This window comes from Saccharopolyspora erythraea NRRL 2338 (assembly GCF_000062885.1).
Classification (GTDB): Bacteria; Actinomycetota; Actinomycetes; order Mycobacteriales; family Pseudonocardiaceae; genus Saccharopolyspora_D; species Saccharopolyspora_D erythraea.
In genome coordinates this window covers 934,693-960,744 of the sequence record NC_009142.1, presented here as the reverse complement: position 1 = coordinate 960,744, position 26,052 = coordinate 934,693, and the positions used below count along the sequence as shown (strand labels likewise).

General features: G+C 69.9%; 24 protein-coding genes, 1 tRNA gene and 1 pseudogene. 5 read left to right on the top strand and 21 right to left on the bottom strand.

The window, feature by feature from the left end; all coding sequences use genetic code 11:
- Positions 1-68 precede the first annotated feature (68 nt).
- On the top strand, positions 69-398 hold the full coding sequence (locus SACE_RS37380; protein WP_143538070.1) for a hypothetical protein: 330 nt from the start codon (positions 69-71) through the stop codon (positions 396-398).
- Positions 399-1,691 (top strand): annotated as a pseudogene (locus tag SACE_RS40040) (recombinase family protein); the annotation flags it as partial.
- A gap of 57 nt (positions 1,692-1,748) precedes the next feature.
- Here SACE_RS40040 and SACE_RS38610 read toward each other — a convergent pair.
- The 4 genes from SACE_RS38610 to SACE_RS04220 all read right to left on the bottom strand — a co-directional run bounded on the left by SACE_RS38610 (position 1,749) and on the right by SACE_RS04220 (position 5,349).
- On the bottom strand, positions 1,749-2,114 hold the full coding sequence (locus SACE_RS38610; protein WP_029621451.1) for a hypothetical protein: 366 nt from the start codon (positions 2,112-2,114) through the stop codon (positions 1,749-1,751).
- A 204-nt stretch (positions 2,115-2,318) separates the two neighbouring features.
- Positions 2,319-2,392, bottom strand: a tRNA-Leu gene (locus SACE_RS04230).
- 152 nt (positions 2,393-2,544) lie between these two features.
- Positions 2,545-3,699, bottom strand: coding sequence for an ATP-grasp domain-containing protein (locus tag SACE_RS04225; protein WP_009944195.1), 1,155 nt, complete (start codon positions 3,697-3,699; stop codon positions 2,545-2,547).
- 327 nt (positions 3,700-4,026) lie between these two features.
- A complete protein-coding gene (locus SACE_RS04220; RefSeq protein WP_009944198.1) occupies positions 4,027-5,349 on the bottom strand; it encodes an NAD(P)/FAD-dependent oxidoreductase in 1,323 nt (440 codons plus the stop codon).
- Positions 5,350-5,855: 506 nt separating this feature from the next.
- Between SACE_RS04220 and SACE_RS04215 the strand changes: the two genes are divergently transcribed.
- Complete coding sequence (locus tag SACE_RS04215) at positions 5,856-6,662, top strand: ArsR/SmtB family transcription factor (protein ID WP_009944200.1); 807 nt, start codon at positions 5,856-5,858, stop codon at positions 6,660-6,662.
- Positions 6,663-7,025: 363 nt separating this feature from the next.
- Here the strand turns inward: SACE_RS04215 and SACE_RS04210 are convergent, their stop codons facing one another.
- Genes SACE_RS04210 through SACE_RS04200 form a run of 3 tightly spaced genes read right to left on the bottom strand, consistent with a single transcriptional unit; the run spans position 7,026 to position 8,419 of the window.
- The gene (locus SACE_RS04210; protein ID WP_011873183.1) at positions 7,026-7,325 is read right to left on the bottom strand and encodes a HigA family addiction module antitoxin; all 300 of its coding nucleotides are present in this window, start codon (positions 7,323-7,325) and stop codon (positions 7,026-7,028) included.
- Between the two features lie 12 nt (positions 7,326-7,337).
- Positions 7,338-7,619: a type II toxin-antitoxin system RelE/ParE family toxin gene (locus SACE_RS04205; RefSeq protein ID WP_029621452.1), complete on the bottom strand. Its 282-nt coding sequence runs from the start codon at positions 7,617-7,619 to the stop codon at positions 7,338-7,340.
- Between the two features lie 53 nt (positions 7,620-7,672).
- Positions 7,673-8,419: a uracil-DNA glycosylase gene (locus SACE_RS04200; protein WP_037303372.1), complete on the bottom strand. Its 747-nt coding sequence runs from the start codon at positions 8,417-8,419 to the stop codon at positions 7,673-7,675.
- An 84-nt stretch (positions 8,420-8,503) separates the two neighbouring features.
- On the opposite strand from SACE_RS04200, the gene SACE_RS04195 reads away from it, so the two are divergent.
- Positions 8,504-9,982 carry a S10 family peptidase gene (locus tag SACE_RS04195; protein ID WP_009944204.1) on the top strand — a complete coding sequence of 493 codons (1,479 nt, stop codon included), beginning with the start codon at positions 8,504-8,506 and terminating at the stop codon, positions 9,980-9,982.
- A gap of 251 nt (positions 9,983-10,233) precedes the next feature.
- Here the strand turns inward: SACE_RS04195 and SACE_RS04190 are convergent, their stop codons facing one another.
- From SACE_RS04190 to eno, 11 genes are all read right to left on the bottom strand, one after another.
- Positions 10,234-11,235 (bottom strand): ABC transporter ATP-binding protein, encoded by a 1,002-nt coding sequence (locus SACE_RS04190; protein WP_009944207.1) that lies wholly within the window; start codon positions 11,233-11,235, stop codon positions 10,234-10,236.
- Positions 11,228-12,259 (bottom strand): ABC transporter ATP-binding protein, encoded by a 1,032-nt coding sequence (locus SACE_RS04185; protein ID WP_009944211.1) that lies wholly within the window; start codon positions 12,257-12,259, stop codon positions 11,228-11,230. The genes SACE_RS04190 and SACE_RS04185 overlap by 8 nt, the downstream gene beginning before the upstream one ends.
- Positions 12,260-12,270: 11 nt before the next feature.
- Positions 12,271-13,242: an ABC transporter permease gene (locus SACE_RS04180; RefSeq protein WP_009944212.1), complete on the bottom strand. Its 972-nt coding sequence runs from the start codon at positions 13,240-13,242 to the stop codon at positions 12,271-12,273.
- Positions 13,235-14,161 (bottom strand): ABC transporter permease, encoded by a 927-nt coding sequence (locus SACE_RS04175; RefSeq protein WP_009944213.1) that lies wholly within the window; start codon positions 14,159-14,161, stop codon positions 13,235-13,237. Before SACE_RS04175 ends, SACE_RS04180 begins: the two co-directional genes overlap by 8 nt.
- A 74-nt stretch (positions 14,162-14,235) precedes the next feature.
- Complete coding sequence (locus SACE_RS04170; protein WP_029621453.1) at positions 14,236-15,867, bottom strand: peptide ABC transporter substrate-binding protein; 1,632 nt, start codon at positions 15,865-15,867, stop codon at positions 14,236-14,238.
- A 204-nt stretch (positions 15,868-16,071) separates the two neighbouring features.
- Positions 16,072-17,046, bottom strand: a complete 975-nt coding sequence (locus tag SACE_RS04165) for a Ppx/GppA phosphatase family protein (protein ID WP_009944215.1) — start codon at positions 17,044-17,046, stop codon at positions 16,072-16,074.
- Between the two features lie 371 nt (positions 17,047-17,417).
- Positions 17,418-19,004, bottom strand: a complete 1,587-nt coding sequence (locus SACE_RS04160) for a lytic transglycosylase domain-containing protein (protein WP_231849921.1) — start codon at positions 19,002-19,004, stop codon at positions 17,418-17,420.
- A gap of 202 nt (positions 19,005-19,206) precedes the next feature.
- A complete protein-coding gene (locus SACE_RS04155) occupies positions 19,207-19,815 on the bottom strand; it encodes a Uma2 family endonuclease (RefSeq protein ID WP_011873182.1) in 609 nt (202 codons plus the stop codon).
- Positions 19,816-19,991: 176 nt separating this feature from the next.
- On the bottom strand, positions 19,992-20,510 hold the full coding sequence (locus tag SACE_RS04150) for a DUF501 domain-containing protein (RefSeq protein WP_011873181.1): 519 nt from the start codon (positions 20,508-20,510) through the stop codon (positions 19,992-19,994).
- Positions 20,511-20,512: 2 nt separating this feature from the next.
- Positions 20,513-21,043, bottom strand: coding sequence for an FtsB family cell division protein (locus tag SACE_RS36080; protein WP_011873180.1), 531 nt, complete (start codon positions 21,041-21,043; stop codon positions 20,513-20,515).
- Between the two features lie 2 nt (positions 21,044-21,045).
- The gene (gene eno, locus SACE_RS04135; RefSeq protein ID WP_009944223.1) at positions 21,046-22,332 is read right to left on the bottom strand and encodes a phosphopyruvate hydratase; all 1,287 of its coding nucleotides are present in this window, start codon (positions 22,330-22,332) and stop codon (positions 21,046-21,048) included.
- A gap of 362 nt (positions 22,333-22,694) precedes the next feature.
- On the opposite strand from eno, the gene SACE_RS04130 reads away from it, so the two are divergent.
- Positions 22,695-23,078 (top strand): tetratricopeptide repeat protein, encoded by a 384-nt coding sequence (locus tag SACE_RS04130; protein ID WP_009944225.1) that lies wholly within the window; start codon positions 22,695-22,697, stop codon positions 23,076-23,078.
- A gap of 18 nt (positions 23,079-23,096) precedes the next feature.
- Here the strand turns inward: SACE_RS04130 and SACE_RS04125 are convergent, their stop codons facing one another.
- The 3 genes from SACE_RS04125 to SACE_RS04115 form a co-directional block, all read right to left on the bottom strand.
- A complete protein-coding gene (locus SACE_RS04125; RefSeq protein WP_009944226.1) occupies positions 23,097-23,915 on the bottom strand; it encodes a lytic transglycosylase domain-containing protein in 819 nt (272 codons plus the stop codon).
- Between the two features lie 73 nt (positions 23,916-23,988).
- A complete protein-coding gene (locus tag SACE_RS04120; protein WP_011873179.1) occupies positions 23,989-24,792 on the bottom strand; it encodes a lytic murein transglycosylase in 804 nt (267 codons plus the stop codon).
- Positions 24,793-24,961: 169 nt separating this feature from the next.
- Positions 24,962-25,966 carry a nucleoside triphosphate pyrophosphohydrolase gene (locus tag SACE_RS04115; RefSeq protein WP_009944231.1) on the bottom strand — a complete coding sequence of 335 codons (1,005 nt, stop codon included), beginning with the start codon at positions 25,964-25,966 and terminating at the stop codon, positions 24,962-24,964.
- Positions 25,967-26,052: the final 86 nt, after the last annotated feature.

The following is a 26,052-nucleotide window of genomic DNA, read 5'->3' as shown; positions in this document are numbered from 1 at the left end:
CCTGTTTGCTCATCAACGCTCGCGATCTTGACAGCCTGCTATCAAGATCGCGGACATCCGAGGTACACATGCACGTCCACAGCACCCCCGATGGGCCGCACAAGGATCGCATCGGCAGCGATTCTGAACCAACCCTGCATATTCCGTCTCCCCGTCCAGCGCCGGATGACAATGTCGCAAAACTCCCCCAAATAAGCTGCGACCAGGCGGTTTGGTGGTATGATCAGGAACTGCAACGCGGTGACACGCGCAGATTCTCCGGTTACGTCAATGCTATTGGCGGCACTGAAGGTGATCGGTTGCGCGAGGAGTTAGTCGCCGTTATTCGTGATCTTCTCGAGTGGGCGACCTGTCGTCGCGGCTCCAGTGAGAATCCCAGTGAGGACGGTAAAAATTGAATGACTCCATCTGATGAGGAACCCATCAATCCACCCTCCCCGGCGGTAGCGCGGCATTCGATGGAGCTGTCCGGGTCGGTTCCCGTTTCTGGGCCTTCGGGCTTGTCGGATTACGCGGTGTCGCCGCTGGGGATGTCCACAGCTGCACTGCTGCGGGACGAGGTGCGAGTGGCGTTCCTCGGACGGACCTCCACCGAGGACCAGCAAGACCCGCGCCAGTCGCTGCTGCGTCAGCTCGGCAACTGCAAAACGCCGATCCCGGACTCCTGGGTCATCGTTGCGCACTTCTACGACGTCGAGTCCGGGCGGATGGAACTCGACCAACGCGGCCGCGGTGAGAACTACGAACGGTTCGACATCCCCATTGCCCGCGACGGCGGCATCGCCAACCTCCTCGAAGAGGCCCAGCACCCGGGTCGCCGGTTCGATGTCGTGATCTGCGAAAGCATCTCCCGCGTCGCGCGCCGAGCCTTCGAAGGCATCTCGGTCGAGCGGGAACTGGAACGGGCCGACGTGCCGCTGTTCGCGGCCAATGAGCCGATCACGCTGTCGGGCAGCCGGGCCCAGCGGGTGTTGCAGCGGCGGATCAACCAGTCGATCGCCGAGTACGAGGTGATCAACACACTGGAGCAATCTTGGGGTGGGCTGTGCACACACGTGCGCGAGGGCTGGAACATCGGCAAACCGCCCTACGGCTACAAGGCCAAGACCTACCGCCACCCCAACCCCTCCAAGGCCGACAAAGGCCTGACCAAGACCCGGTTGGAGCCCGACGGGCAGCAAGCCGAAACCGTCGCGCAGATTGCGAAGTGGCGCTACCACGAGCAGCTCGGCTACGACACCATCGCCGAACGCCTCAACACAGACCACACCCGCTACCCGCCGCCGGTCCCGCCGGGCAAGCAGCGGGCACGGGGCGCATGGGGCAAGACCAGCGTCTACGAGATCCTGCGCAACCCCAAATACACCGGCTACCAAGTGTTCAACCGCCGCGCGTCGCGATCCAGGCGGGGCAAGGTCAACGACCCGGTCAAGTGGGTGTGGTCGCCCGAGCCGACCCACGAGCCCTTGATCCCGAAGTGGATGTTCGACGAGATGGCTGCCCGCCGCCAAGCCAAGCGCGGCTCCCGAGCGGGCAACCAGCACAACACCCACCCTCAGACACGGCGCACGTATCTGTTCCGCGGAATGATGTTCTGCGCCTGCGAACGACGGATGTTCGGAGGTGAACGGCACAGCAAGCCCTACTACCTGTGCTGGCCCCGCAACAACAACCGCGGGCGACCCGACAAGTACGAAGGCCACCCCAAGACCGTGTACCTGCGCGAAGACCACGTGCTCGACGCGGTGTCACGATTCTTCGCCGAGCGAGTCTTCGGCCCTAATCGGCGCGAGCTCCTGGCCGCCGACCTTGAGCGCACCGACGACCGCGCATCGCGTCAACGGCATGCTGAGCGCGAACGGTGTCAACGCCAGCTCACGGACATCGCACGTCGGCAGCACTCGATCCTGCAGCAAGCCCAGAACGGAGACCCCGACGACCCCTTCACCAAGGCACTGCGGGGTAGCTACAACGAGCTCGAGACCCAGAAACAAACCACGCTCGCCACCGTCGCCGAGCTGGATGCCGTGGAGGAGACCGAACCGAGCAGGCCCAGCGAAGACGACGTCGCCCTCCTGGACGCACTGCCCTACCTGGCGATCAATCTCGCCCACGCACCCGAAGCGCCACTCCGGCGGCTGTTCGAGATCACCCAGCTCTCAGTCAGCCTGCGCGACGGCAGCAACGAAGCCGCCATCACGATCAAGCTGCCAGCCGATTACCTACCCGCCATTGCCCCAAGCAGCGGAAACAATCAACGAAACAATGCCATCCACACACGCCAACCAGGCCCCCGGTGGTTGTGTAGATGCTGTAAGTGCCCCCGGTCGGGTTCGAACCGACACTTGGACGATTTTAAGTCGTCTGCCTCTGCCGATTGGGCTACGGGGGCTCGGTGGCGGGCGGTACCCCGTCCTTACCGGCGTACCGCGTGCACCACTGCTAACGGGTGGGACGTATCGACTCTGCACCTGGTTCCCCGTGAACGGAAAGCCCCGATCAGAGCATTGACGCCCTGCTGCGTCCCCATCTCGGCACCTCCCCTCACCACCGGTCCCGGCTCGCCGCCGCCACGGACGCGAGCTCGCCGAACCGGGTGCGCACCCAGCTGTGGACCTCGTCGCTGACCTCGGTGCACTCGGCGCGGTTCTCGAACCAGCGCCAGTCGCAGTTGACGTTGACCTCGAGGAAGACGGGCTCGCCGCGGGTCACCAGCAGGTCGAACGCGGCGACCTGGAGCTTCCAGTGGCGGCACAGCGCCAGCAGCTTGTCCGCGAGCGCGCGGTCGACCTCCACCCGCCGCACCACGACCGCCTCGGGGTCGACCCACAGCTGCGCCGGGTCGAGCTTCTCCACCCGGAAGGAGATCACCCGCTCGCCGACGACGAAGACGCGGAGTTCGAACTCGGCGTCGAGGTACTGCTGCACGAGCACCGGCGCCGGCTCCAGCGCCTCGTGCGTGCGGCGGATGTCCAGCGGGCGCGGGAAAAGTCCCCGCAGCGCGCCCGGCTCGGGTTCCAGCAGGTGGTGGCCCGCGGTCTTGACGATGCAGCGCCCGCCGCCCGGACGGGTGCGACCCGGCATCGTGGTGACCGCGGTGCGCGGCACCCGCAGCCCGAACGCCGCCGCGTCGTGCAGCTGGGTCAGCCGGTCCAGGTGCTCGCTGGAGCGCACCGGGTTGACCTGCTCCCAGTCCGAACGGCAGGCCAGCCAGTTCGCGACCGCCTGCCACTGCTCGCGCACGTAGGCGCCGTGCACGGTCGTCGGGTCGACCGGCACGGCGGTGATGTCGAAGTGCCTGCGCCACACCAGCACCGGACGCAGCAGCCAGCGCTGGAACTCGATCAGCGGCGCGTCGGTGTAGACCGTCAGCGCGAGGTCCAGGCAGCGGTCGGCGTCCACCCGCACCATCCGGATGTTGTGCTCGGCCAGCGCCAGGGAAAGCTCGTTCATCTCCATGTCCGCGGCGCGGGCCAGCACCAGGACGCACGGGACCGGGTCGACCGACCCGTCGCTGACCAGGTCCGCGCGGAACATGCGGTCCTGGAAGTCCAGGTCGGTGTCCGGTGACCGGAAGAAGTAGTCCTGGCCCTGCAGCAGCAGCGGCGTGGGGCGCACCGCACCCCCCCGGGCCGGAAGGGCGGAGCCGGGACCGAACGGTCGCGCGAGGTCCTCCTGCCGCCCTTCGGCCTCGGTCATCGTCAGTCGTCCTTCTTGCGGAAGATCCGCGCGGCTTCGTGGTAGTCGGCGGCGAAGTCCGCGACCGGGCCATCCTCGATCTCTCCGCTGCGCACCAGCGCAGCGAGTTCTTCAAGCGTCAAGGGATTCACCCCTTCCCACGCGAATCAGCCATCCTTTCAGGTGAAGACAAGGTCAAGTCTTCGATTACCCACTACGGATTGTCAAGGATAACCGGCCTCTCCGGTCCCCTGCACGGAGCAATAACGAGCCTGGGCCGGACATGAAAACGCCGCGTGCCCGGGCGGACACGCGGCGTGTCGGCGGATGCGCCGGCCTGCCCGGGACTCAGCTCGCGGCAGCCCGCTCGAAGTCGGCCTTCGGGTCCTGGATCTGGCCCATCGAAACCGCCTCGCGCTTGAACATGAACGCCAGCGTCCAGTCGATGATGATGCGCAGCTTGCGGTTGAACGTGGGCATCCGGCTCACGTGGTACGAGCGGTGCATGAACCACGCGATGAAGCCCTTGGCCTTGAAGCCGTAGACGTCGGCGACACCCTTGTACAGGCCCAGACCGGCGACCGAGCCGGCGTAGGCGTGCTTGTACTCCTTGGTCGCCTTGCCCCGCATGCTGGCCAGCACGTTCTTGGCGAGCTGGTCGGCCTGGCGGACCGCGTGCTGCGCCGACGGGGCGCAGGTGGCCGTCGGGTCGTCCTCGGTCTTGGACAGGTCCGGGACCGCCGAGCAGTCACCGGCCGCCCACACGTTGGACACGCCCTCGACCTGCAGGTGCGCGGTGGCGCGGATGCGGCCGCGCTCGTCCAGCGGCAGGTCGCTGTTCTTGAGCACCGGGTTGGCCTTCACGCCCGCGTTCCACACCAGCGTGTCGGTGTCGAACTCGGTGCCGTCGGAGAGCACCGCGTGGCCGCCCTCGACCGACTTCAGGAAGGTGTTGAGGTAGACCTTGATGCCGCGTTCCTCGAGCGCCTTGACGACGTAGACGCCCATCTTCTCGCTGACCTCGGGCATGACGCGCCCGGCGGCCTCGACGAGGACCCAGCTCATGTCCTCGGGCGTGATGTTCGAGTAGTAGCGGGTGGCGTACCGGGCCATGTCCTCGAGCTCGGCGAGGGCCTCACCGCCTGCGAACCCGCCACCGACGAAGGTGAAGGTGAGCAGCCGCTTGCGCAGCTCCTCGTCGTCGGTGTTGGCGGCGGCGTCCATCTTCGCCAGCACGTGGTTGCGCAGGTAGATCGCCTCGCCGACGGTCTTGAGGCTGATGCCCTGTTCGGCGAGCCCGGGGATCGGCAGGAGACGGGAGACGGACCCGAGCGCCACGACCAGCAGGTCGTACTCCAGGGTCTCGGAACCGGTCTGGGGGTTGTTGACCGTGACGACCTTGTCACTGTTGTTGATCTCAGTGACCGCGGCGGTGATCACATGGCACCGCTTGAGCACTCGTCGCAGTGGCGCTACCACGTGCCGGGGTTCGACCGAACCCGCGGCAGCCTCCGGCAGGAAGGGCTGGTAGGTCATGTGCGGCTGAGGGTCGACGACCGTCACGGAGGCTTCACGGCGCCCGAGCTTCTTCTGAAGGTGGAGCGCCGTGTACATGCCGACGTAACCGCCGCCGAGGATGAGAATCCGGGTGGGATCGGATTGACCAGCCATGCCGCAATGTTCGCACCACAGACCGGCGCAGCGCTGCGGAGACCCCCCTTAATGTGACGCCAGTCGCGAGTGTCGTCGATCACGATCGACGCTGGGTAGGCGCTCGGGAGCGGTGCGTACCCGGAAAGCGGATGCGAGGGGGCAAATCGACCGGCGTCCGTGACGGTGCCGCCACCCTACCGGACTTCGCGACGCGGCGCCGTGATCGACGAAACACCGCGGCACGCGCACCAGAGGCGAAGGTCCCGTTTCCTGGGCCCTTTGTGCACGTATGAGCCGGTGCACGGCGGATCCGACGGAAGTCGGGGCGGTGGGAAATCGTTCGACGGTCGCGCCGCGACGTCGGCTGTTCAGCGGAAATTTCCTTGCCGGGCATGGGAATCGTGCGATATACGCGCCGCCCCCAGTGCCTCTTCGCCCGTTGGGGCGCCTTGACACGCAGCCAGTTGGCTGCCTATTTTTCATGCAGCCAACAGGCTGCCTTTCTCGGTGATGCGCAGGGAGCTATGGACGAGGTCTTCAGGGCGTTGGCCGACCCGAACCGGCGCCGGCTTCTCGACAGCCTCAACGCCCGCAACGGGCAGCCGCTGCGCGAGCTGTGCGACTGCCTGGCCATGGCCCGGCAGTCGGTCAGCAAGCACCTCGCGGTGCTCGAGCAGGCCAACCTGGTCACCACGGTCCGTCGCGGCCGGGAGAAGTTCCACTACCTGAACGCCGCGCCGATCAACGCGATCGCCGAACGCTGGATGGACCAGTACGGCCGGCGGCGCGCGGAGGCACTTGCCGATCTCAAGCGAGCATTGGAGCCAGCACCGATGAGCGATTCCGCTTTCGCGTACACCACGTTCATCAGGACCACGCCGGAGAAGTTGTGGCAGGCCCTCACCGATCCGGCTTTCACCCGCCGGTACTGGGGCGTCGCCTTCGAAACCGACTGGCGCCCGGGATCGCCGATGATCTGGGAGGAGAACGGGCAACGCACCGCTGATCCGGAGCAGGTCGTGCTGGAGTCCGAGCCGTACCGCCGGCTCTCCTACACCTGGCACACGCCGACTCCGGAATGGGCTGCCGCCGCGGGCATCGACGACCTGCTCGCGACGCTCGCCGCAGAGAGCCGGTCGAAGGTCACGTTCGAGATCGAACCGCTCGGGCAGACGGTCAAGCTCACCGTCATCCACGACGACTTCCCCGACGGCAGCACGATGCGGCAGATGGTCAGCACCGGCTGGCCGCACCTGCTCTCCGACCTCAAGACGCTGCTGGAGACCGGCGAAACGCTGCCGTCGGTGCCGGACGAGGCGTGGCAGAGCTGAGCGAGCGGACTGGCAGGGCCAAGTGCCAGGCTGCCGAGGGAACGTCCGCACCGGGAAAGGCACGTCGATGTACGGCTACATCGCCTCGATGAAGACCAAGCCGGGCCACCGCGACGAGGCCGTGTCCCTGCTTCTCAGCGGCGTCGAGAACCTGCGCCACCACGGATGCGAGCTCTACGTCGTGAGCACGTCGGATTCCGACGAGGACACGACTGGGTCACCGAGGTATGGAAGAGCAAGGAACACCACACCGCCTCGCTCGAACTCCCTGAGGTCAAGGAAGCGATCGGCAAAGCCATGCCGCTGCTCACGGGCGAATTCACCGGTCAGTAAACATCGATCGCCGGAGGCCTGGGCGTCTGATCACACGGACAGCGGTTGGATCCGGTCCAACGTGTCAGCGAGGGCGTCCCTCTCACGTTCCAAGTCGTAGCGCGACTGAAGATTGAGCCAGAACCTCTCGGAGGTGCCGAAGAAGCGCGCGAGCCGCAGCGCCGTGTCGGCCGAGATCCCACGCTTGCCGTGCACGATCTCGTTGATCCGGCGCGGCGGAACGCCGATCGCCACGGCCAACCGGTGCTGTGTGACGCCGAGCGGCTCCAAGTACTCCTCGGCCAGGACTTCCCCGGGATGAACCGGAGGCATGACGCACTCGTCAGACATCGTCAGCTCCCTTCAGTGGTAGTCCACGATCTCGACGTTCTCGGGCCCGGCTGATGTCCACTCAAAGCGGATCCGCCACTGCTGGTTGATCCGGATGCTGTACTGGCCGACCCGATCTCCGTTCAGCTTCTCCAGTTGGTTTCCAGGTGGGACTCGCAGGTCTTCCACGGTCTCCGCCGCATCAAGGATGGCGAGCTTACGCAGAGCCGCCCGCTGAACCTTCGGATCGAGCATCCGCGAACGTCGTCGTTGCCATACACGCTCGGTCTCCTTGTCAGCGAAAGATCGCAGCATCATCTTAACGTAGCACGTTAATAACGGCAAGCGTTATGCACGGGGGTTGAGCCTCACCCGATCCCGGCAAGGTCCTTCGCCTGCTCAAGCACGGCGCGCAGCATCTCCGGGGTCAGCTTGCCGGTCTGGGTGTTGCGCTGGCTGACGTGGTAGCAGCCCAGCAGGTGCAGGGGCGGGCCGCCGTCGGCCGCGGGCAGCTCGGCGTGGGCGCCGTGGCCGAACTTCGGCCGCGGTGACGGGATCCGCCACGCGGCGGCGCCGAGGATCGGCAGCAGCGCCTGCCAGCCGAAGGCGCCGAGCACGACGACCGCGCGCAGCGTCGGCCGCAGCAGTTCCAGCTCGCGGGCCAGCCACGGGGCGCACGTGTCGCGCTCGCCCGGCGTGGGCTTGTTCGCCGGAGGCGCGCAGCGGACCGGCGAGACGATGCGCGCTCCGCGCAGCACCAGCCCGTCGTCGAGGCCGTGCGCTTCTGGCTGCGATGCGAGGCCTACGTCGTACATCGCGCGGTAGAGCACGTCACCGGACCGGTCGCCGGTGAACATCCGGCCGGTCCGGTTGGCCCCGTGCGCGGCCGGCGCGAGCCCCACGATCCCCAGCGCCGCGTCCGCCGGCCCGAAGCCGGGGACGGGCCTGCCCCAGTAGGGCTGGTCGCGGAACGCCGCCCGCTTGACCATCGCGACCTCCTCGCGCCACGCGACCAGCCGCGGGCAGGCGGTGCAGCGCGTGATGGCCTCGTCCAGCTCGCCGAGGTCGGCGGCGCCGCCCGCGGCCGCCGACGGGTCCTCGACCGGGTCGTCGATGAGTCGGGATGGTCCGGGGATCACCCCAGCCACCTTCCCAGAAACGGGAACGGTCCGCGTCTCGCGGCACGTAAAGTGCGGGGTATGGCAGCCAGCGAAGCGAACAACGACGAGGCCACCAAGGAAGCGACCGCTCCGGCCGAGCCCGTCGACGATCTGGTCAGCACGCACCACTCGATCACCGTGGACGGCGGCGAACTGCCCTACACGGCCACGACCGGGCGGATCGTGCTGCGGGAGGAGACCTTCAAGGACGGCAGGTTCGAGGGCTTCAAGCCCAAGGCCGAGGTCTTCCTCACCGCCTACGTCGCCGACGTCGAGCCCGGCACCAGCCGACCGGTCACCTTCGCCTTCAACGGCGGCCCCGGCTCGTCGAGCGTCTGGCTGCACCTGGGCGTGCTCGGCCCCCGCCGCGTGCTCTCCGGCGACGCCGGCGACCTCGCCGCCCCGCCCTACGGCCTGGCCGACAACGCCGAAACCCTGCTGGCGCACAGCGACCTGGTGTTCATCGACCCGGTGTCGACCGGCTACTCGCGCGCCGTCGAGGGCGGGGAGGCCACCGACTTCCACGGCTACGCGCGCGACATCGAGTCGATCGCCGAGGTCATCCGGCTGTGGACCTCGCGCAACAACCGCTGGCTGTCGCCGAAGTACCTGGCGGGCGAGTCCTACGGCACGCTGCGCGCGGCGGCGCTGGCCGAGCACCTGCAGAACCGCCACGGTCTCTACCCCAACGGCCTGCTGCTGATCTCGTCGGTGCTCGACATGGGCACCATCCGCTTCACCGAAGGCAACGACCAGCCCTACGCGCTGTTCCTGCCGACCTACGCCGCGATCGCGCACTACCACGGCAAGCACGGCGACCGCCCGCTGCACGAGGTGGTCGCCGAGGCCGAGGAGTTCGCCTCCGGCGACTACCCGCTCGCCCTCGCGCGCGGCGCGCGGCTGAGCGAGCAGGAGCGCGCCGACATCGTGCGCCGCACCGCGCGGCTGACCGGTCTGTCGGAGGACTACGTCGACCGTGCCAACCTGCGCATCGAGCACATCCGGTTCTTCACCGAGCTGCTGCGGGACCAGCGGCGCACCGTCGGCCGGATGGACGGGCGGTTCACCGGCTGGGAGCCGGACGCGGCGGGCGAGCACTTCTCCGACGACCCGAGCATCTCCGGCATCCGCGGCGCCTACGCGGCGGGCATCAACCACTACCTGCGCGCCGAGCTCGACTACGTCAACGACCTGCCCTACGAGACCCTGAGCAGCCGGGTGCAGCCCTGGTCGTACAAGGAGTTCGAGGGTGCGTCGGTGTCGGTGGTGGAGAAGCTGAGCGCGGCCATGCGCGCCAACCCGCACCTGCGCGTCCACGTCGCCTGCGGCTACACCGACGGCGCCACGCCGCACTTCGCCGCCGAGCACGTGCTGGCCCGGCTGACGATCCCGCCGCAGCTGCGGGAGAACATCGAGGTCCGCTACTACGACGCGGGGCACATGATGTACGTGCACGAGCCGTCGCGGATCCAGCAGTCGGCGGACCTGGCGGCCTTCGTGTCGGGCGAACGTCCTTAGTGGACGGACGACGCGCTCGGCGTTGACCGCGGCCCTGCTCCGGAGACGGAGCGGGGCCGCGTTCGTTTCTCGCCCCCATCCATAGTCGGCATTGTCCCCGGATTGTCCTTCCACGCCAGTGCGACTTCTGGCTCCAGATCGGTGCCTCGGGCCGTCGCGGCTGCAACGCGATGCTGAAAGCCGAGCAATGAGCCCCGAAAGCACGACGCCCGCCCTCCGGGTGGAGGGCGGGCGTCGCAGATGCGCGCGGATCAGGCCACGACGTGCGGGCGTTCCTCGGCGAAGTGGCACGCCGAGGGGTGCTCGCCCATCCGGACGGTGAGCTCCGGCTGCTTCTCGGCGCAGATCTCCTGCGCCTTCCAGCAGCGGGTGCGGAACCGGCAGCCCGAGGGCGGGTTGGCCGGGCTCGGCACGTCGCCGGTGAGCCGGATGACCTCCCGCCTGCCCCGCAGCGTCGGGTCCGGCACCGGGACCGACGACAGCAGCGCCTGCGTGTAGGGGTGCTGCGGGTGCTCGTAGATCTGCTCGTCGGTGCCGATCTCGACGACCTTGCCGAGGTACATCACCGCCACCCGGTCCGACAGGTGGCGCACCACGCCGAGGTCGTGGGCGATGAAGACGTACGACAGCCCGAACTCCTGCTGCAGCTCGCCGAGCAGGTTCATCACCTGCGCCTGGATCGAGACGTCCAGCGCCGACACCGGCTCGTCGCAGACGATCACCTTCGGCCGCAGCGCCAGCGCGCGGGCGATGCCGATGCGCTGCCGCTGACCACCGGAGAACTGGTGCGGGTAGCGCTGGATGTGCTCGGGGTTGAGCCCCACGACCTCCAGCAGCTCCTGCACCTTCTGCCTGCGCTGCCCCTTCGGCGCCACCTCGGGGTGGATCTCGAACGGCTCGCCGACGATGTCGCCGACGGTGCGCCTGGGGTTCAGCGAGGTGTAGGGGTCCTGCAGCACGATCTGCATGTCCCGGCGCAGCTTGCGCAGCTCCGAGCCGCGCATCCGGAACATGTCCCGCCCCTCGAACAGCGCGCTTCCGCTGGTCGGCTTCTCCAGCCGCATCAGCACCTGCGCGAGGGTCGACTTGCCGCACCCGGACTCGCCGACGACACCGAGCGTCTCGCCCTTGTGCAGGTCGAACGACACGCCGTCGACCGCCCGGACGTGCCCGATGGTGCGCCGGAACAGCACGCCCTGGGTCACCGGGAAGTGCTTGACCAGATCCCGGACCTGGAGGATCGGCTCAGTCACGGGTCATCAGCTCCTCCGCGAAGTGGCATGCGCTGGCCCGGCCCAGCCCGAGCTGGTGGAAGGCGGGCACCTCCCGGCTGCACCGATCCTCGGCCCGCGGACACCGCGGGTGGAACGGGCAGCCCGGCGGGACGTTGAGCAGGTTCGGCGGCAGGCCCTTGATGGTGTCCAGCTCCTGGCCCTTGAGGTCCAGACGCGGGATGGACCGCATCAGGCCCTCGGTGTAGGGGTGGCCCGGCTTGCGGTACAGCGAGTACGCGTCGGCGGACTCCACGATCCGCCCCGCGTACATCACCACGATCCGGTCGGCCACCTCGGCGACCACACCGAGGTCGTGGGTGATCAGGATCAGCCCCATGCCGCGCTCGCGGCGCAGATCGTCGAGCAGGTCCATGATCTGGGCCTGCACGGTGACGTCGAGCGCCGTGGTCGGCTCGTCGGCGATCAGCAGCTCCGGGTCCAGCGCCAGCGACATCGCGATCATCGCGCGCTGCCGCATGCCGCCGGAGAACTGGTGCGGGAACTCCTTCACGCGCTGCTTGGCGTTGGGGATCTTCACCTGGTCCAGCAGCTCGACGGCGCGGTTCATCGCGTCCTTGCGGGACATCCCGCGCCGCATCCGCAGCTGCTCGGCGATCTGGAACCCGACGGTGTAGACCGGGTTCAGCGCCGACAGCGCGTCCTGGAAGATCATCGCCGTCGACTCGCCGCGCAGCTCCCTGCGCCGCGCCTCGTTGGCCTTGAGCAGCTCCTCGCCCTTGTAGCGGATGGAGCCGCCGGTGATCACGCCCGGCGGGATGTCCAGGATTCCCATGATCGTCTGGGCGGTGACGCTCTTGCCCGAGCCCGACTCACCGAGCACGGCCAGCGTCTCGCCCTTGTCGACGTGGTAGCTCACGCCGTTGAGGACCTTGGCCACGCCGTCCCTGGTGCGGAACTCCACGTGCAGGTCCTCGACCTCCAGCAGCGGCCCCTGGGGCTTGTCGGAGGAGTGCTGGGAGGACTTCTCGTCCACAGCGGTCATGCCGGATCCTCCTACTTCTGCTTCGGGTCGAGCGCGTCGCGGACGGCGTCACCGAGCATCACGAACGCCAGGACTGTGACGACCAGGAACAGGGCGGGGAACAGCAGCAGGTGCGGCGCGCCCTGGATGTAGTTTCGGGAGTCCGCGATCATCACGCCCCACGAGACCACCGGGTAGCGCAGGCCGATGCCGAGGAACGACAGCGTGGCCTCCGCGCCGATGAACGCGCCGAGCGCGATGGTGGCGTAGACCATCACCGGCGCCAGGCAGTTCGGCAGCATGTGCCGCAGGATGATCCGCGGCGCGCCGGCCCCCAGCGCCCTGGCGGCCTTGACGTAGTCCTGCTGCTTGGCCGCGATCGCCGCCGACCGCATGATCCGCATCGCCATCGGCCACGACAGGATCGCGATCGACAGCACCACCTGGGTGACCACCCGGGTGCCGCTGGGCACCGCGACCTCGGCGTTGAAGGTGGTCAGGATGACGATGGCACCGAGCACGAAGGGCAGGCCGAGGAAGATCTCGGAGAACCGGGACAGCAGGTTGTCCGCCCAGCCGCCGTAGTAGCCGGCCAGCAGCCCGACGGTGGCACCGAGCAGCACCGTCAGCAGCGTGGCCATGATGCCCACGATGATCGAGGCCCTGGTCCCGTGGATCGCCCTGGCCCACAGGTCGCGCCCGAGGTTGTCGTAGCCGAACCACGCCTCGGCCGACGGCAGGTCGCGGGCCTTGGACAGGTCCTGGAAGTTCGGGTCCACCGACGTGAACACGCCGGGGAAGGCCGCGATGAACAGCAGGACGGCGATGATCGACGTCGCGATGATGAACAGCGGGCGCCTGCGCAGGTCGTGCCAGGCGTCGCCCCAGAGCCCGCGCGGCTTCTTCGCCTTCTGGCCGAGGGGCGCGGCGAGCGCGTCCCCGCCCGATCCGTCGCGCACGGCGGCGACGGCGACGTGGTGGGTGGATTCGGCAGGCTCAGTCATATCGGATCCTCGGGTCGAGAGCCGCGTAGAGGAGGTCCACGATCAGGTTCATCAGCAGGTAGACGATCACCAGCAGGGTGACGATCCCGGTGACGGTGGTCCCTTCCTTGGTGAGGATGGACCGGAAGATCAGTCCGCCGATGCCCCTGATGTTGAACACGCCCTCTGTGACGATCGCACCGCCCATGAGGGCGCCGAGGTCGGTGCCCAGGAACGTGATCACCGGGATCACGGAGTTGCGCAGCAGGTGCACCCCCACCACCCGCTTGGGTTCGAGTCCCTTGGCGACCGCGGTGCGCACGTAGTCCGCCCGGCGGTTCTCCATCAGGCTCGTCCTGGTCAGCCGGGCCACGTAGGCCATCGACAGGGACCCGAGGACGAAGCCCGGCGCGATCAGCTCGCCGATCGAGGGGTCGGAGCTGACGGTGGGCCGGATGATGCCGAGCTCGGTGCCGAGCGAGATCTGGATCACGAAACCGGTGACGAACACCGGCAGCGAGATCAGGAACAGCGTGGACACCAGCACCAGGTTGTCCAGGAAGCTGCGGCCCCGCAGGCCGGTCACGATGCCGGCGAGCAGGCCGATGACCGCCTCGATGATCAGCGCGACGAGCGCGAGCTTGATCGTGACCGGATAGGCGTTCTCGATCAGCTGGCTGACCTGGATGCCGGCGTAGGTCTCGCCGAAGTCACCCGTAAAGAGCTTCCCAAGGTACTTGAAATACTGGATGATCAGCGGATCGTCCAGGTTGTACTTCGCGTGCATCTCCGCGATGTACTCCGGCGGGCAGCCGCGGTCGCCGCACTTGCCGGCGAACGGGTCGCCGGGGATCGCCCAGACGAGCAAGTAGATGATCAGCGTGGTGCCGATGAACACCGGGATCAGCTGCAACAGCCGTCGCAGCAGGTAACGACCCATCAGGGCCTCCTCAAACAAGCCAGCGCGGGGCCCGGCCCGCCGGGTCTCGACGGGCCGGGCGCGCGTGCGGATCGTTACGGGTTGAGACGCACAGTGGTCAGGTCAAGCTCACGGTAAGCCTTGACCTCGCCCGCTGCGATCCGTTCCGAGAACCCGTACTGGACCGGCTGCGTCCACAGCGGGACGATCGGCAGGTCCTGACCCAGCAGCTTCTCCGCCTCGGCGTAACCCTTGTTCGCCTCCTCGATCGTGGGAGCCGCGTTCGCCCGGTCGAGTGCCGCGTCGAAGGCCGGGTTGGAGTAGCCGTAGTCGTTCGACGACGCCCCGGTGCGGTACAGCTGGGTCAGGAAGGTCTCCAGGTTCGGGTAGTCGGCCTTCCACCCGGTGCGGAACAGGCCGTCGAACTGGAAGGCGTTCGCCGTCTGCCGGAACTCGCCGAAGGTCGGGACCGGGGTGAAGACGACGTTGATGCCCAGGTTCTGGCGGATGCTGGCCGCGACGGCCTCGCTCCACTCGTTGTGGCCGCCGTCGCCGTTGGTCTTGACGGTCAGCGTGCCCTGGAAGCCACCGGCCTGGGCCAGGTACTGCTTGGCCTTCTCCGGGTTGAACTCGCAGGCCTCACCGCACTGGTTGGGCACGTAGCCCTCGACGGCGGGGGTGGCGAAGCCGTCCGCCGGGTCGCGGCCACCGGCGAAGACCGTCTCGGTGATGGTCTTGCGGTCGATGGACATCGAGATCGCCTTGCGCAGCAGCGGGTTCTTGAACCGCTCGTCGTAGATCGGGAAGCCCATGTTCTGGGTCAGCAGACCCGGCTTCTCCTTGGCGCGCTCACCGAGGTCCTGCTTCCACTTGTCGCCGACCAGGGCCGAGACCGGGATCGCGCGCAGGAAGTCGAGGTTGCCCGACACCAGGTCCTGGTAGGCACCGTCGAGCTGCTCGTAGACCTTGAACTTGGCGCCCTTGATCTGCGGCTTGTCCGCGCCGGCGTAGTTCTCGTAGGTGGCGACGTTGAGCTCGACGTTCGGCGTGCGGTCGACGAACTTGAACGGACCGTTGCCGATGGGGTGGTCCTCGAACTTCTTCGGGTCGGCGAAGAACGAGTCGGGAAGCGGCTTGTAGGCCGAGTAGCCCAGGACGACGGGGAAGATCGTGAAGGGGCTCTTGAGCTTGACCGTGAAGGTGTTGTCGTCGACGACCTTGAGGCCCGACATCTCCTTCGTCGGCGGCGTCGGCGGGGACGCGGGGCCGGCCTCGCCGTCGGGGTCCTTCGGGTGGACCACGTCGTAGCCGTCGACCTGCTCGAAGAAGCTCGCACCCTGGAAGCCGTTGGGGCCGTAGGCGGTGTAGTTCCAGGCGTCCACGAAGTTCTTGGCCTTGACCGGGGTGCCGTCGTGGAACGTCCAGCCCGGCTTCAGCTTGATGGTGAAGTTCGTGTTGTCGGTCGTGGTGATCGACTCCGCGACCGCGTTCTCGACCTTCAGGTCGCTCGCCCGGTACTCGACCAGGCCGGTGAACAGGGCGTCGATGATGAAGCCGCCGTTCTCCTCGGTCGTGTTGCCAGGAACCAGTGGGTTCTCCGGCTCGCCCCAGTCGAGGGTGACGATGCCGTCCTCACCCGAGGCGCTGCCGCCTCCGCCGCAGGCACTGGCGAGCATCGCCACCGCCATTGGGACCGCGACCAGAGCGGCCAAGCGTCCCTTTCGCATGTACGTCCTCCCGCTTCCACGTGTGCCCCGTCGGGGATTTTCGGGGGTCACCACGCACGGCGGCGTTCACCGCCGCGTCAGACGAGCGTAAACATAAGTGAGAACGGGCTCACAGCAATCCGCTGTCACAAAGCCGTCACCTTCTGGCTCGATCCAGAAACCCCGTCACTCAGAAGGTGGAATAGGACGACCACACTCCGGGAACTAGCTGATAGACAGGGCGATGCCGTCCAGGATGTCGTGTTCACTGACGGTGATCGAGTCGATTCCGGCGCGTTCCGACAGCTCCTCTGCCAGCACCTTCACCACCAGCGCGCCGCCGACGATCACGTCCACCCGGCCGGCGTGCAGGGAGCCGATCCCGGCGCGCTCGTCGTGGGTCATCGACAACAACTGCTCGGTTGTCCGTTCGAGTCCATTCCGGGATATCTGTGAAAGGTGAATGGCGGCGGGATCGTACTCCGGCAGATTCTGCGCGATGGCCGAAAGCGTCGTGACCGTTCCGGCGACCCCCACCCAGGTCCGGGCATCCGAGGAATCGACGGCGGCGAACGCGTCGTCCAGAATGCCGCGCGCGACCTTGACGGCCTCGCGGACCTCGTCCTCGGCCGGCGGGTCGCCGTGCAGGCTGCGCTCGGTCAGCCGGACGCAGCCGATGTCGGCGGAGTACGCGGCGGTGATGTCGGCGCGCACGCCGTCCCAGGTGCCGACCACCAGCTCCGTCGAGCCGCCGCCGACGTCGGTGACCACGAACGGCCCGTCCTGCGGGTCCAGGTCGCCGACCGCGCCGATGAACGACAGCCGCGCCTCCTCGTCACCGGTGATCACCTCCGCGTCGATGCCGAGGGTCTCGCGCACCATGGCGAAGAACTCCTCGCGGTTGGAGGCGTCCCGCGTGGCCGAGGTCGCCACCATGCGGATGCGCTCCACACCCTTGCGGCGCGCGATGTTGGCGTAGTCGACAAGCGCGGCCCGCGTGCGCTCGAGCGCCTCGTCGGCGAGCCTGCCGGTGGCGTCGACGCCCTGGCCGAGCCGCACGATTCGCATTTCGCGGTGGATGTCGCGCAGGTGCCGCGTCCCGCCGTCGGGATCCGAATCCGGCCCCGGGGAGACCGTCACGTCGGCGACGAGCAGCCGGATGGAGTTCGTTCCGCAGTCGATCGCCGCGACACGTGACATCGCTGGTCCTCCTCGATACGTGCGCCGGCCGGCCGCCGCAGGCCCGCCGCGCGCTGCGCGCTTGTCGGCCCCCACGCTAGTTGCGCGCCCGGCGGACGCACGCGCGTGGTACCGCAACGCCGTGTCACACGAAAGTGGAGCGCGCGGACTCCTTCGGACGGGTGACCCGTGGTAACTCAGCGCGCCCGGGGCGAGGGCGCGAACCGCCGGGCGAAAACGGGTGATCCAGGAGAGATTCACCCGCCTGCCAAGCCAACTCCAACCAGTCGAGCGACCTCGACCGGTGGTATCGCGGGCCCGGGCAGCGGCAGGCGGCGTCCCTCGCACCAGGAACACCGCCTGCCGGGCCGGCCGGTTTCACCCCCCGGACATCACCGCTGCGCGGGCGCGTAGTCGTCCGGCACGACGCAGGGCACCAGCGACCCTCCGTCGCCCGGCTCCACGTAGACGGTCGCGCCGGCGGTCGCCGCGGCGGGATCGGTGCGGCCCGGCGGGAGGTCGTTCCCGGCCGTCGGCCTGTCCTGCTCGGTCACGAACTCGCCGTTGTGCAGCACCGGCACCTGGCACGACGACGGCGGCCCCGGCTCCTCCGGCGGCGTGCTGCTGCCGGGCGGAGGCGTGCTGCTGTCCGGAGGCGGCGTCGTGCTGTCCGGGGGCGGCGTGCTGCTGTCCGGCGGAGGAGTCGTGCTCTCCGGCGGTGTGCTGCTCTCCGGAGGCGGTGTCGTGCTGTCCGGAGGCGGCGTGCTGCTGTCCGGCGGAGGAGTCGTGCTCTCCGGCGGTGTGCTGCTCTCCGGCGGGGGCTGGCTGCTTCCCGGCGGCGGCGTGGTGCTTTCCGGAGGCTTGCTGCTCTCCGGCGGGGGCTGGCTGCTTCCCGGCGGCGGCGAACTGCCCGGCGGGGTACTGCCCGGCGGGTTGCTCGACGGCGGAGTGCTCGACGGGGCGGGCGGTGGGGTGCCGTTCGGCGGGTGCGCCGTCGGCGTCGGAGAAGGCCCCGGAGCCGGCGCGGGCGCCGGCGCACCGGCCGGGGGCGGCGTCTGCGGCATCGCCAGGACCGCCGGGCCGTCGGGCAGGCGGTTGCCCTCGAGCACGTCGTCGACCTCCGGCGCCAGCTCCGACGGCGTCGGCGTCACGCCCTTGGCGTAGGCGGCGGCCCAGACCAGGACGGTTCGCACGTACTCGTCGGAATGGTTGTAGCGGAACACCGCGGCGGCCAGGTTCGCCGGCTCGCGCAGGTTCGTCCCCCCGGAGCACAGGTAGTCGGCCGCCGCGACGGTCGCGTCGTGCACGTTGTGCGGGCTGCTGACGCCGTCCCGGTTGCCGTCCGTCGCGTACTTGCGCCAGGTCGACGGGATGAACTGCATCGAGCCGACGGCCCGGTCCCAGGTCGGGTCGCCGTCGTACTGGCCGCCGTCGGTGTCCGGGATCGCCGCGATCCCCGGACCGCCGGAGAGCCGCGGGCCGAGGATGGCCTGCACGGTGGTGCCCACGACGTCGATCTCGCCGCCGCGGGCGTGCCCGGACTCGATGCGGCCGATGGAGGCGAGCACCGACCAGTGCACCCCGCACGACGGGGTCGACTCCGACGCGCGCTCCGCCGCCGCGACGTAGGCCGACAGCATCGGCTCCGGGATTCCCAGCGGTCCGCTGGGCACCTCGACCGCGGGCCCCGCACCGGTCGCGAGCCCGTCCGGGTCGCCTGCCCGGTCGAGCACATCCGGGCTGAGCTGGTCGGCCTGCGGAATCCGCCCGCCCGCGCCGAGCTCCCGCGGATCGGCATCCGTGCGCAACGCGCCGCCCGCCGTCGGGGCCGACGCGTAGAAGCCGCTGGAGGCACCGATCAGCGCGGCGGGCACGAGCAGGACGGGCGTGAGCGCGGTGACCGCCACCCAGCGCGATCTGCGCCTGCGTTGCCGGAAAAGCGGATTCCCCCTGCGCGGATGCTTCCTGCGAGCTGCCACTGCTCCTCCTGGTCGCCGGCGGAGTGACTCCTACGACCGACGCGCCACCCGGTACCCCAACCGGGACGCGGCCTCCTGGATACACCACCGCGGCAAGCAGCGCTCGGCGGCGACTCCGGTGTCACCCCTGTGCCGGGAAGACGGAACGGGACGGCGATGGCGTTGCCCCGATGGCGAGAAACCGCCGAGGAATCCTGTTCGCTCAGCTCCGGTGGCTGGAGACGAGATCGGCCGGACGCAGCCGCACCGGGAACGGTTCGTTGAGCTCCAGCCACTGCTGTCCCGCCACCGAAGCGGTCTCGGTGTAGCCGTCCAGCGGCTCCGCGGCGGAGGTGGGCGCGTCGAGGTCGACCGCGCCCCGGGGACCGAGGCGCCAGCACCGGATGCGCGGCTCGTCGGGGTCGATGACCCAGTAGTGCGGACAACCGGCCTCGGCGAACTTGGCCCGCTTGAGGTGCAGGTCGAAATGCCTGGTGCGGGGCGAGAGCACCTCGACGGCCAGCACCGGCGGACCGATCAGCGCCTGCTCGGTGAACGCGTCCCGCCTGCCGACCACCACGTCGGGGATGAGCACGGTGTCCTCGGCGAGGACGACGTCGACCGGCGCGGGCAGCACCTCGTGGGTCGCCGGGCACGCCGGTTCCAGCGCGACGATCAACCGCAGGATCGCGCGCTGGTGCAGCGGCCGCGGCGACGGGCTCACGACGAGGACCCCGTCCAGCAGCTCGTATCGGTGCCCGTCATGAGGCATCGACTCCAGGTCTGCCCGCGTCAAGGACCTGCCGGGAGGAAAACCGCGGACGTAGCCCATGGTGCGCTCCGCCTCTTAACTGTCAGTGACCGCAGGATGACTTCATGCGACGCTGCTGGAGTGGGCAGTGTATCGGCCCGCGCGTGGCACCGTTCGGCGAACCCGGCGAGCGGCCGGGCGCTGCTCCGAAGGCCGGGCACCGCCACGACCGGTCGGGCGAACGCGCGAAGTGCGGCTCAGCTCTCCGGCCAGCGCTCGGCGATCAGCTCCAGCGCCTGGTCGCCGAAGGGGTTCACGCCCGGCCCCTTGGCCAGGGCGTGCGCGACGTGCACGTGCAGGCACTTGACCCGGTCGGGCATGCCTCCCGCGCTGACGTCGGTGCCCAGCGACTCGATCGCGTCGCGCTCGGCGAGGTAGGACTCGTGGGCCCGGCGGTACTGCTCGGCGAGCTCGGCGTCCTGCTCGAGGTGGTCGGTCATCTCCCGCATCAGCCCCTCGGCCTCCAGCGTCGAGACTGCCGACACCAGCCGGGGCGAGGTCAGGTAGTACAGCGTGGGGAAGGGCGTGCCGTCCTCCAGCCGCGGGTTCGTCTGCACCACGGTCGGCTCGCCGGCCGCGTCGCGCGCCGCGACCGCGCGCAGCCCGCGCGGCGGCCTGCCGATCTGCCGCGCGATGACCTCGCGGTCGGCCTCGCTGATCGAGGACGTCCCGCCCGGCTCCGCGGCGTCCGCGCCCGGAGTCGATGTGCCCGCCAACGTCACTGTTCCTTTCCCGTCACCGAGTCCCACAGGCGTTCGTACCACGGCCTGCCGTCGCCACGCGGTTCGGCCGCGGGCGCGGGTGCCTGCGGTGCCGCGGGGACCTCCACGACGTAGGGCGTCTCGCCCGGCCGCACGTAGCCGAGCCGCGCCCTGGCCTCGGCCTCGATGCGGGCCGGGTCGGACAGCTCGGTCCGCCGCTGTTCGAGCTCCTGCACCTGCTGCACCAGCTCGACCTTGCGCTGCTCCTGCTGGGCCAGCTCCGCGCGCTGGCTGAGGTAGGTGCGCAGCGGCACCGACACGCTCAGCGCCATCGCGCACACCACGATCGCCAGGACCGCCGCGTGCCGGGTGGAGGAGAGCTTGAAGGCGCCGCCGCTGCTGCTGGACCTCGGGCGCGACCGGGCAGGCGGCTGCCCGCCCGGTCGCCCGCCCGAGGACCTGGGGGTGTTCCGGCGGACGCGCTCGGATCGCCGCGCCGCCGGGCTCTCGCCCCGGCGGCGGCGCTGGCCGCGGTCGCGTCCGCTCATGATCACGCCTCCGGTGTGAACCGCGGGAAGGCGAGCTCGCCCGCGTAGCGCGCCGCGTCACCGAGGGTCTCCTCGATGCGCAGCAGCTGGTTGTACTTGGCGACCCGCTCGCTGCGCGCCGGGGCACCGGTCTTGATCTGGCCGCAGCCGGTGGCCACCGCCAGGTCGGCGATCGTGGTGTCCTCGGTCTCGCCCGAGCGGTGGCTCATCATGCTCTTGTAGCCGCAGGACGTGGCCAGGTGCACCGCGTCCAGGGTCTCCGACAGGGTGCCGATCTGGTTGACCTTCACCAGCAGCGCGTTGCCCGCCCGGCGGCTGATGCCCTCCTCCAGCCGCTCCGGGTTGGTGACGAACAGGTCGTCGCCGACCAGCTGCACGCGCTCGCCGATCTCGCTGGTCAGCCGCACCCAGCCGTCCCAGTCGTCCTCCGACAGCGGGTCCTCGATCGAGACCAGCGGGTAGGCGTCGAGCAGCTCGCCGTAGTAGCCGGCCATCTGCTCGGCGCTGCGCTTGGAGCCCTCGAAGTGGTAGGCGCCGTCGCGGTAGAACTCGGTCGCGGCGACGTCCAGCGCCAGCACGATGTCGCGGCCCAGCTTGTAGCCGGCCTTCTCGATCGCCGAGGCGATCAGGTCCAGCGCCTCCCGGTTGCTGGGCAGATCGGGGGCGAAGCCGCCCTCGTCACCCAGACCGGTGGCCAGGCCCTTGGCCTTGAGCACCGACTTCAGGCTGTGGTAGGTCTCCGCGCCCCAGCGCACGGCCTCGGAGAAGGAGTCCGCGCCGATCGGGGCGATCATGAACTCCTGCACGTCGACGCCGGTGTCGGCGTGGGCGCCGCCGTTGAGGATGTTCATCATCGGCACCGGCAGCACGTGCGCGTTCGGTCCGCCGACGTAGCGGAACAGCTCCAGGCCGACCGACTCGGCCGCGGCCTTGGCCACCGCCAGCGAGACGCCCAGGATCGCGTTGGCACCCAGCCGGGACTTGTCCGGCGTGCCGTCGAGGTCGACCAGCTTCTGGTCCACCACCCGCTGCTCGATCGCGTCGACGCCGGCCAGCTCCGGACCGATCTCGTCCAGCACCGCCTCGACGGCCTTCTCGACACCCTTGCCGCCGTAGCGCTCGGCGTCCCCGTCACGCAGCTCAACGGCCTCGTGCTCGCCGGTCGAGGCACCCGAGGGAACCGCGGCGCGGGTGAGCGTGCCGTCCTCCAGTGCGACTTCGACCTCGACGGTGGGGTTCCCGCGGGAGTCCAGGATCTCGCGGGCACCGACCTGCTCGATGATCGCCACGTGTGCTCCTAATCAGCGTTTGAACTACGGACGTGTCGAGCCGCCCCGGCGTTGCGCACGCGCCGGTGGTGCGGGCCGAACGCCCGACGACCGGCTACGAGCCTAACCGGGGGCCGATCGGCCCCGCCGCAGACTCGCTCGGATCCGCCTGCGTGGCCGTCGTCATGCCGGGTACCCCTTGCGCGGCCTGCGAGAAGCATCGTGATCAGCGGTTTCGCGCCGACCGGGGACCGGTGCCCGTCCCGCCGGCGGGATGGTGCCGGTCACGCGAGCGCACCAGTGGGAGAACGGTCGTTCGGACGTGTACCACCATCCGGTCGGACGTCGAGGAACGGGCCGGTAGAACGTACCGTTGTTCACCTATGACCACCGAAGGCACCGTGGAAGCTTTCCGCCGGGCCGAGAGCCTGGTCGCGCAGCGGCGCCCGCTGGAGGCGATCCGCGTTCTGGAACCCGTCCTCGACATCGCCTCGGACAAGAAGAGCGTTCAGCTCCTGCTGGGTCGCGCCTACCTGTTCTCCGCCCAGTTCCGGCGGGCCGAGCTGGCGTTCCTGCGGGTCCTGGAGCTGGACCCCTCCGACCACTACGCCCGGCTGGTCCTCGGCCGCACGCTGCAACGCCAGGGGCGTCTCATCGAGGCCCGCACGCAGCTCCGGCTGGCCGCGACCATGAACCCCGCCCCCGCCTACCAGGAGGCGCTGGGCGAGATCAACGCCCGGATCGCCATCGACACCGGAGCGCGGTGACCCGCCCGCGGGTGGCCTTCAGCTGCGGCGCGACCCGGCCGCGGCGTAGCGCTCGGCCAGCGCGAACACCTTCTGCCCGTACTCCTGCGAGTTGTTGTAGGACATGACCGCGGCCCACCAGCCACCGCCGGTGGTCATGTTCCGGCCGCCGCCGCACAGGTAGCGCGCCGCGGCCATCGCCGCGTCGTCGAGGTTCTGCGGGTCGCCGAGCCCGTCGCCGTTGCCGTCGGTGGCCCAGTTGCGCCAGGTCGACGGGATGAACTGCATCGGTCCCACGGCCCGGTCGTAGAGCCGGTCGCCGTCCAGCGCCCCGCCGTCGGTGTCGCCGATGACCCGCACCCCGGGTGTTCCGTTGAGCGCGACGCCGATGATCGGCCGGGACGGCCGGGCGTCCTCGCGCAGCAGCGCGCCGCCGTAGCGGCCGTGGTCGGACTCGATGCGCCCGATCCCGGCGAGCGTGGACCACGAGATCCGGCATCCGGGCTGGTACTGCCGCATGGCCAGGTCTGCGTTGACGTAGGCGACCAGGGCGCGGGCGGGGATGTCGACGTCGGCGGAGACCCGGTCGGCCCACTGCCGCACCGGGTCGGTGCCCGGCGCGGACTGCGGGATCGGCGCCTGCTCCGGCGGAGCGACCGATCCCGGCGAGACGTGCGCGGGTTCCAGCTCCTGAACCGGTTGCGGACCGGCGACGGGCGCGGTCGGCGGCGTGCTCAGCACCGCGGTCAGCCCGACCCCGCCTACCAGCGCGGCCAGCAGGGCGAGGGCCACGCCGAGCCGTCCGAGCGCGGCGAGCACCCCCGCGACGCGTCGCCGGCGGGAGGTGGTCTCGATCACCCGACCCAGGCTACTCATCAGTAGCCGTCAGGACCACCACCGGCGGTGGCGGTCTCACGTCGCGGGCGGCGCCCTACCGCGCGACGGGGAGCGCCCTGCTCCGGCGGCCGTAGTCGTCGGCGCGGTCCAGGACGTCCTGGCCGTACTCGCGGCTGGCGTTGTAGTCGAGCAGAGCGGTCCAGAAGCGGTCCGGAATGCGCATGTCCCCCGCCACGTGGCACAGGTACTCGGCGGCGGCCAGCGCGGCGTCGTCGAGGTCGTTGGGGTCGGCGGCACCGTCGCCGTCGGCGTCGACGGCCCACTCCCGCCAGGTCTGCGGGATGAACTGCAGCGGGCCCACCGCCCGGTCCCAGACCTGGTCGCCGTCGAGCTCGCCGCGGTCGGTGTCGTCGATGCGCTTGACCCCCGGGCTGCCGTCCAGCGGCGGTCCGACGACCGGGATGCTGGGCCTGCCGGTGCGGTCGAGCTTCGCGCCGCCGAAGCGGCCGTGGCTGGACTCCACCGCCCCGATGCCGGCCAGCACCGTCCAGCTCAGCCCGCACTCCGGCGCACTCTGGGCGACGGCGGTGCTGGCGTAGCCGTAGGCCTGCAACGCCGCGCGCGGGATGTTGAGCGCGTCGGCCATCGATTCGGACCAGGGCACGAGCTGGTTCTGCGGCCTGGTCTCCGGGGTCAGCGGCGGCGAGCCCGCGGCCAGCAGCCGCAACGGAGGCGGATCGACACCCGGGTCGGGCGGAGCCGTGGCGGTCGGCAGCTCGGTCTCGGTCACCGGGCTCTCCCGCGTCGGCTGCGCGACGGGGACGGCGCACGAGACCGCCAGCGTCATCACCGGCGTCAGCCCCAACAGCACCCACTGCCTGCTCGGTCGCTGCCGCAAGGAGGTCCTCCTGCCGCGCACGCGGCGCGTGCGCTCGTAGTCGCATCGGGTTCGGGGCACGACCGCCCCAGCAGGCCCCGTGTGGAATGTCGCCGGACGGCCCGGTTTCGTGACCTGTGGAGCCGGCGGCGGCCATCACAGCGGGCCGCCGGGCACGGCCGGGGGAAGCTCACGCCCGGTCGGCCGAGGCCGACCGCCAGAAGTCGAGCCACTCCGGACCGGACAGCTCCGCGGGCTCCCGGCCGGACTCGCGGGCCTTGGACTCGGCGGCCCGCACCTGCCCCGCGAAGGCCAGCGCGACCGCGCGCAGCTCGTCCTCCGGGTCGGCGCCCGCGAGCCGGGCCCTGGCCGCCACCGAGAACAGCAGCTCGCCCGCGGAGTCACCGCTCGGGAGCACGTCGGCGGGCACTCCCGCGCGCTCGGCGCGCTGCACGAGCTTGGCCGCCAGCGCCACCGCCGGCTGACCCAGCGCGACACCATCCACAATGGACTCGCGCTTCTTCTCGGCCTGCTTGAGCTCCTCCCAGCGCACCTGCTGGGACTCGGAGTCGTGCACGTGCTCGGCACCGGAGAAGACGTGCGGGTGCCGCGAGACCAGCTTGCTCACCAGTTCGGCCGCGACCTCGTCGACGCCGAACGGGTCCGCGTCGTGCTCGGCGGCGATCCTGGCGTGGAAGAGCACCTGGAGCAGCACGTCGCCGAGCTCCTCGCGCAGCGCGTCGCGGTCGCGCTGCTCGATGGCGTCGAGGAGCTCGTAGGTCTCCTCGACGAGGTACTTGCGCAGGGTGTCGTGGTCCTGCTCGGCGTCCCACGGGCAGCCGCCGGGCGAGCGGAGGCGGTCCATCACGGTGACCGCGTCCAGCAGCTCCACCCCGGCGGGCCTGGGCGCTTCGACGAGGCGGGCGCCCGCGGCGTGCAGCGCGTCGGCCTCGGCGGAGCCGAGCTCGGGCACGACCAGGACGACGGGTTCCCGCGCGGCCCGCGCCAGCAGCTCGTCGACCGCCGGCGGCTGCGGCGCCTCCAGCGCCGCGCGGGTGGTGTCGGCCAGCCCCGCCTCGGCGTAGACGGCGGCGGCCCGCCGCAGCAGCGGCGCCGCCGCGGCCGGGAGCACTTCGCCGAGCCGGTCGTCGACCAGGACGACCGCGCAGCCGTCCGAAACCCGAAGCTCGCTCATGCAGCCATTGTCCCAGTCCGCCCGTGGCGAACCCCGCGGCGTGCGCCGAGGCTCACCGCCGGAGCCCGTGACCCGTCGAGGCGGTC

Coding starts and splice junctions, on each gene's coding strand:
- SACE_RS37380 (WP_143538070.1), top strand. CDS start 69: ATGCACGTCCACAGCACCCCCGATGGGCCGCACAAGGATCGCATCGGC.
- SACE_RS04225 (WP_009944195.1), bottom strand. CDS start 3,699: ATGACCGAGGCCGAAGGGCGGCAGGAGGACCTCGCGCGACCGTTCGGT.
- SACE_RS04220 (WP_009944198.1), bottom strand. CDS start 5,349: ATGGCTGGTCAATCCGATCCCACCCGGATTCTCATCCTCGGCGGCGGT.
- SACE_RS04215 (WP_009944200.1), top strand. CDS start 5,856: ATGGACGAGGTCTTCAGGGCGTTGGCCGACCCGAACCGGCGCCGGCTT.
- SACE_RS04210 (WP_011873183.1), bottom strand. CDS start 7,325: ATGTCTGACGAGTGCGTCATGCCTCCGGTTCATCCCGGGGAAGTCCTG.
- SACE_RS04205 (WP_029621452.1), bottom strand. CDS start 7,619: ATGCTGCGATCTTTCGCTGACAAGGAGACCGAGCGTGTATGGCAACGA.
- SACE_RS04195 (WP_009944204.1), top strand. CDS start 8,504: ATGGCAGCCAGCGAAGCGAACAACGACGAGGCCACCAAGGAAGCGACC.
- SACE_RS04185 (WP_009944211.1), bottom strand. CDS start 12,259: ATGACCGCTGTGGACGAGAAGTCCTCCCAGCACTCCTCCGACAAGCCC.
- SACE_RS04180 (WP_009944212.1), bottom strand. CDS start 13,242: ATGACTGAGCCTGCCGAATCCACCCACCACGTCGCCGTCGCCGCCGTG.
- SACE_RS04175 (WP_009944213.1), bottom strand. CDS start 14,161: ATGGGTCGTTACCTGCTGCGACGGCTGTTGCAGCTGATCCCGGTGTTC.
- SACE_RS04170 (WP_029621453.1), bottom strand. CDS start 15,867: ATGCGAAAGGGACGCTTGGCCGCTCTGGTCGCGGTCCCAATGGCGGTG.
- SACE_RS04165 (WP_009944215.1), bottom strand. CDS start 17,046: ATGTCACGTGTCGCGGCGATCGACTGCGGAACGAACTCCATCCGGCTG.
- SACE_RS04155 (WP_011873182.1), bottom strand. CDS start 19,815: ATGGGCTACGTCCGCGGTTTTCCTCCCGGCAGGTCCTTGACGCGGGCA.
- SACE_RS36080 (WP_011873180.1), bottom strand. CDS start 21,043: ATGAGCGGACGCGACCGCGGCCAGCGCCGCCGCCGGGGCGAGAGCCCG.
- SACE_RS04130 (WP_009944225.1), top strand. CDS start 22,695: ATGACCACCGAAGGCACCGTGGAAGCTTTCCGCCGGGCCGAGAGCCTG.
- SACE_RS04115 (WP_009944231.1), bottom strand. CDS start 25,966: ATGAGCGAGCTTCGGGTTTCGGACGGCTGCGCGGTCGTCCTGGTCGAC.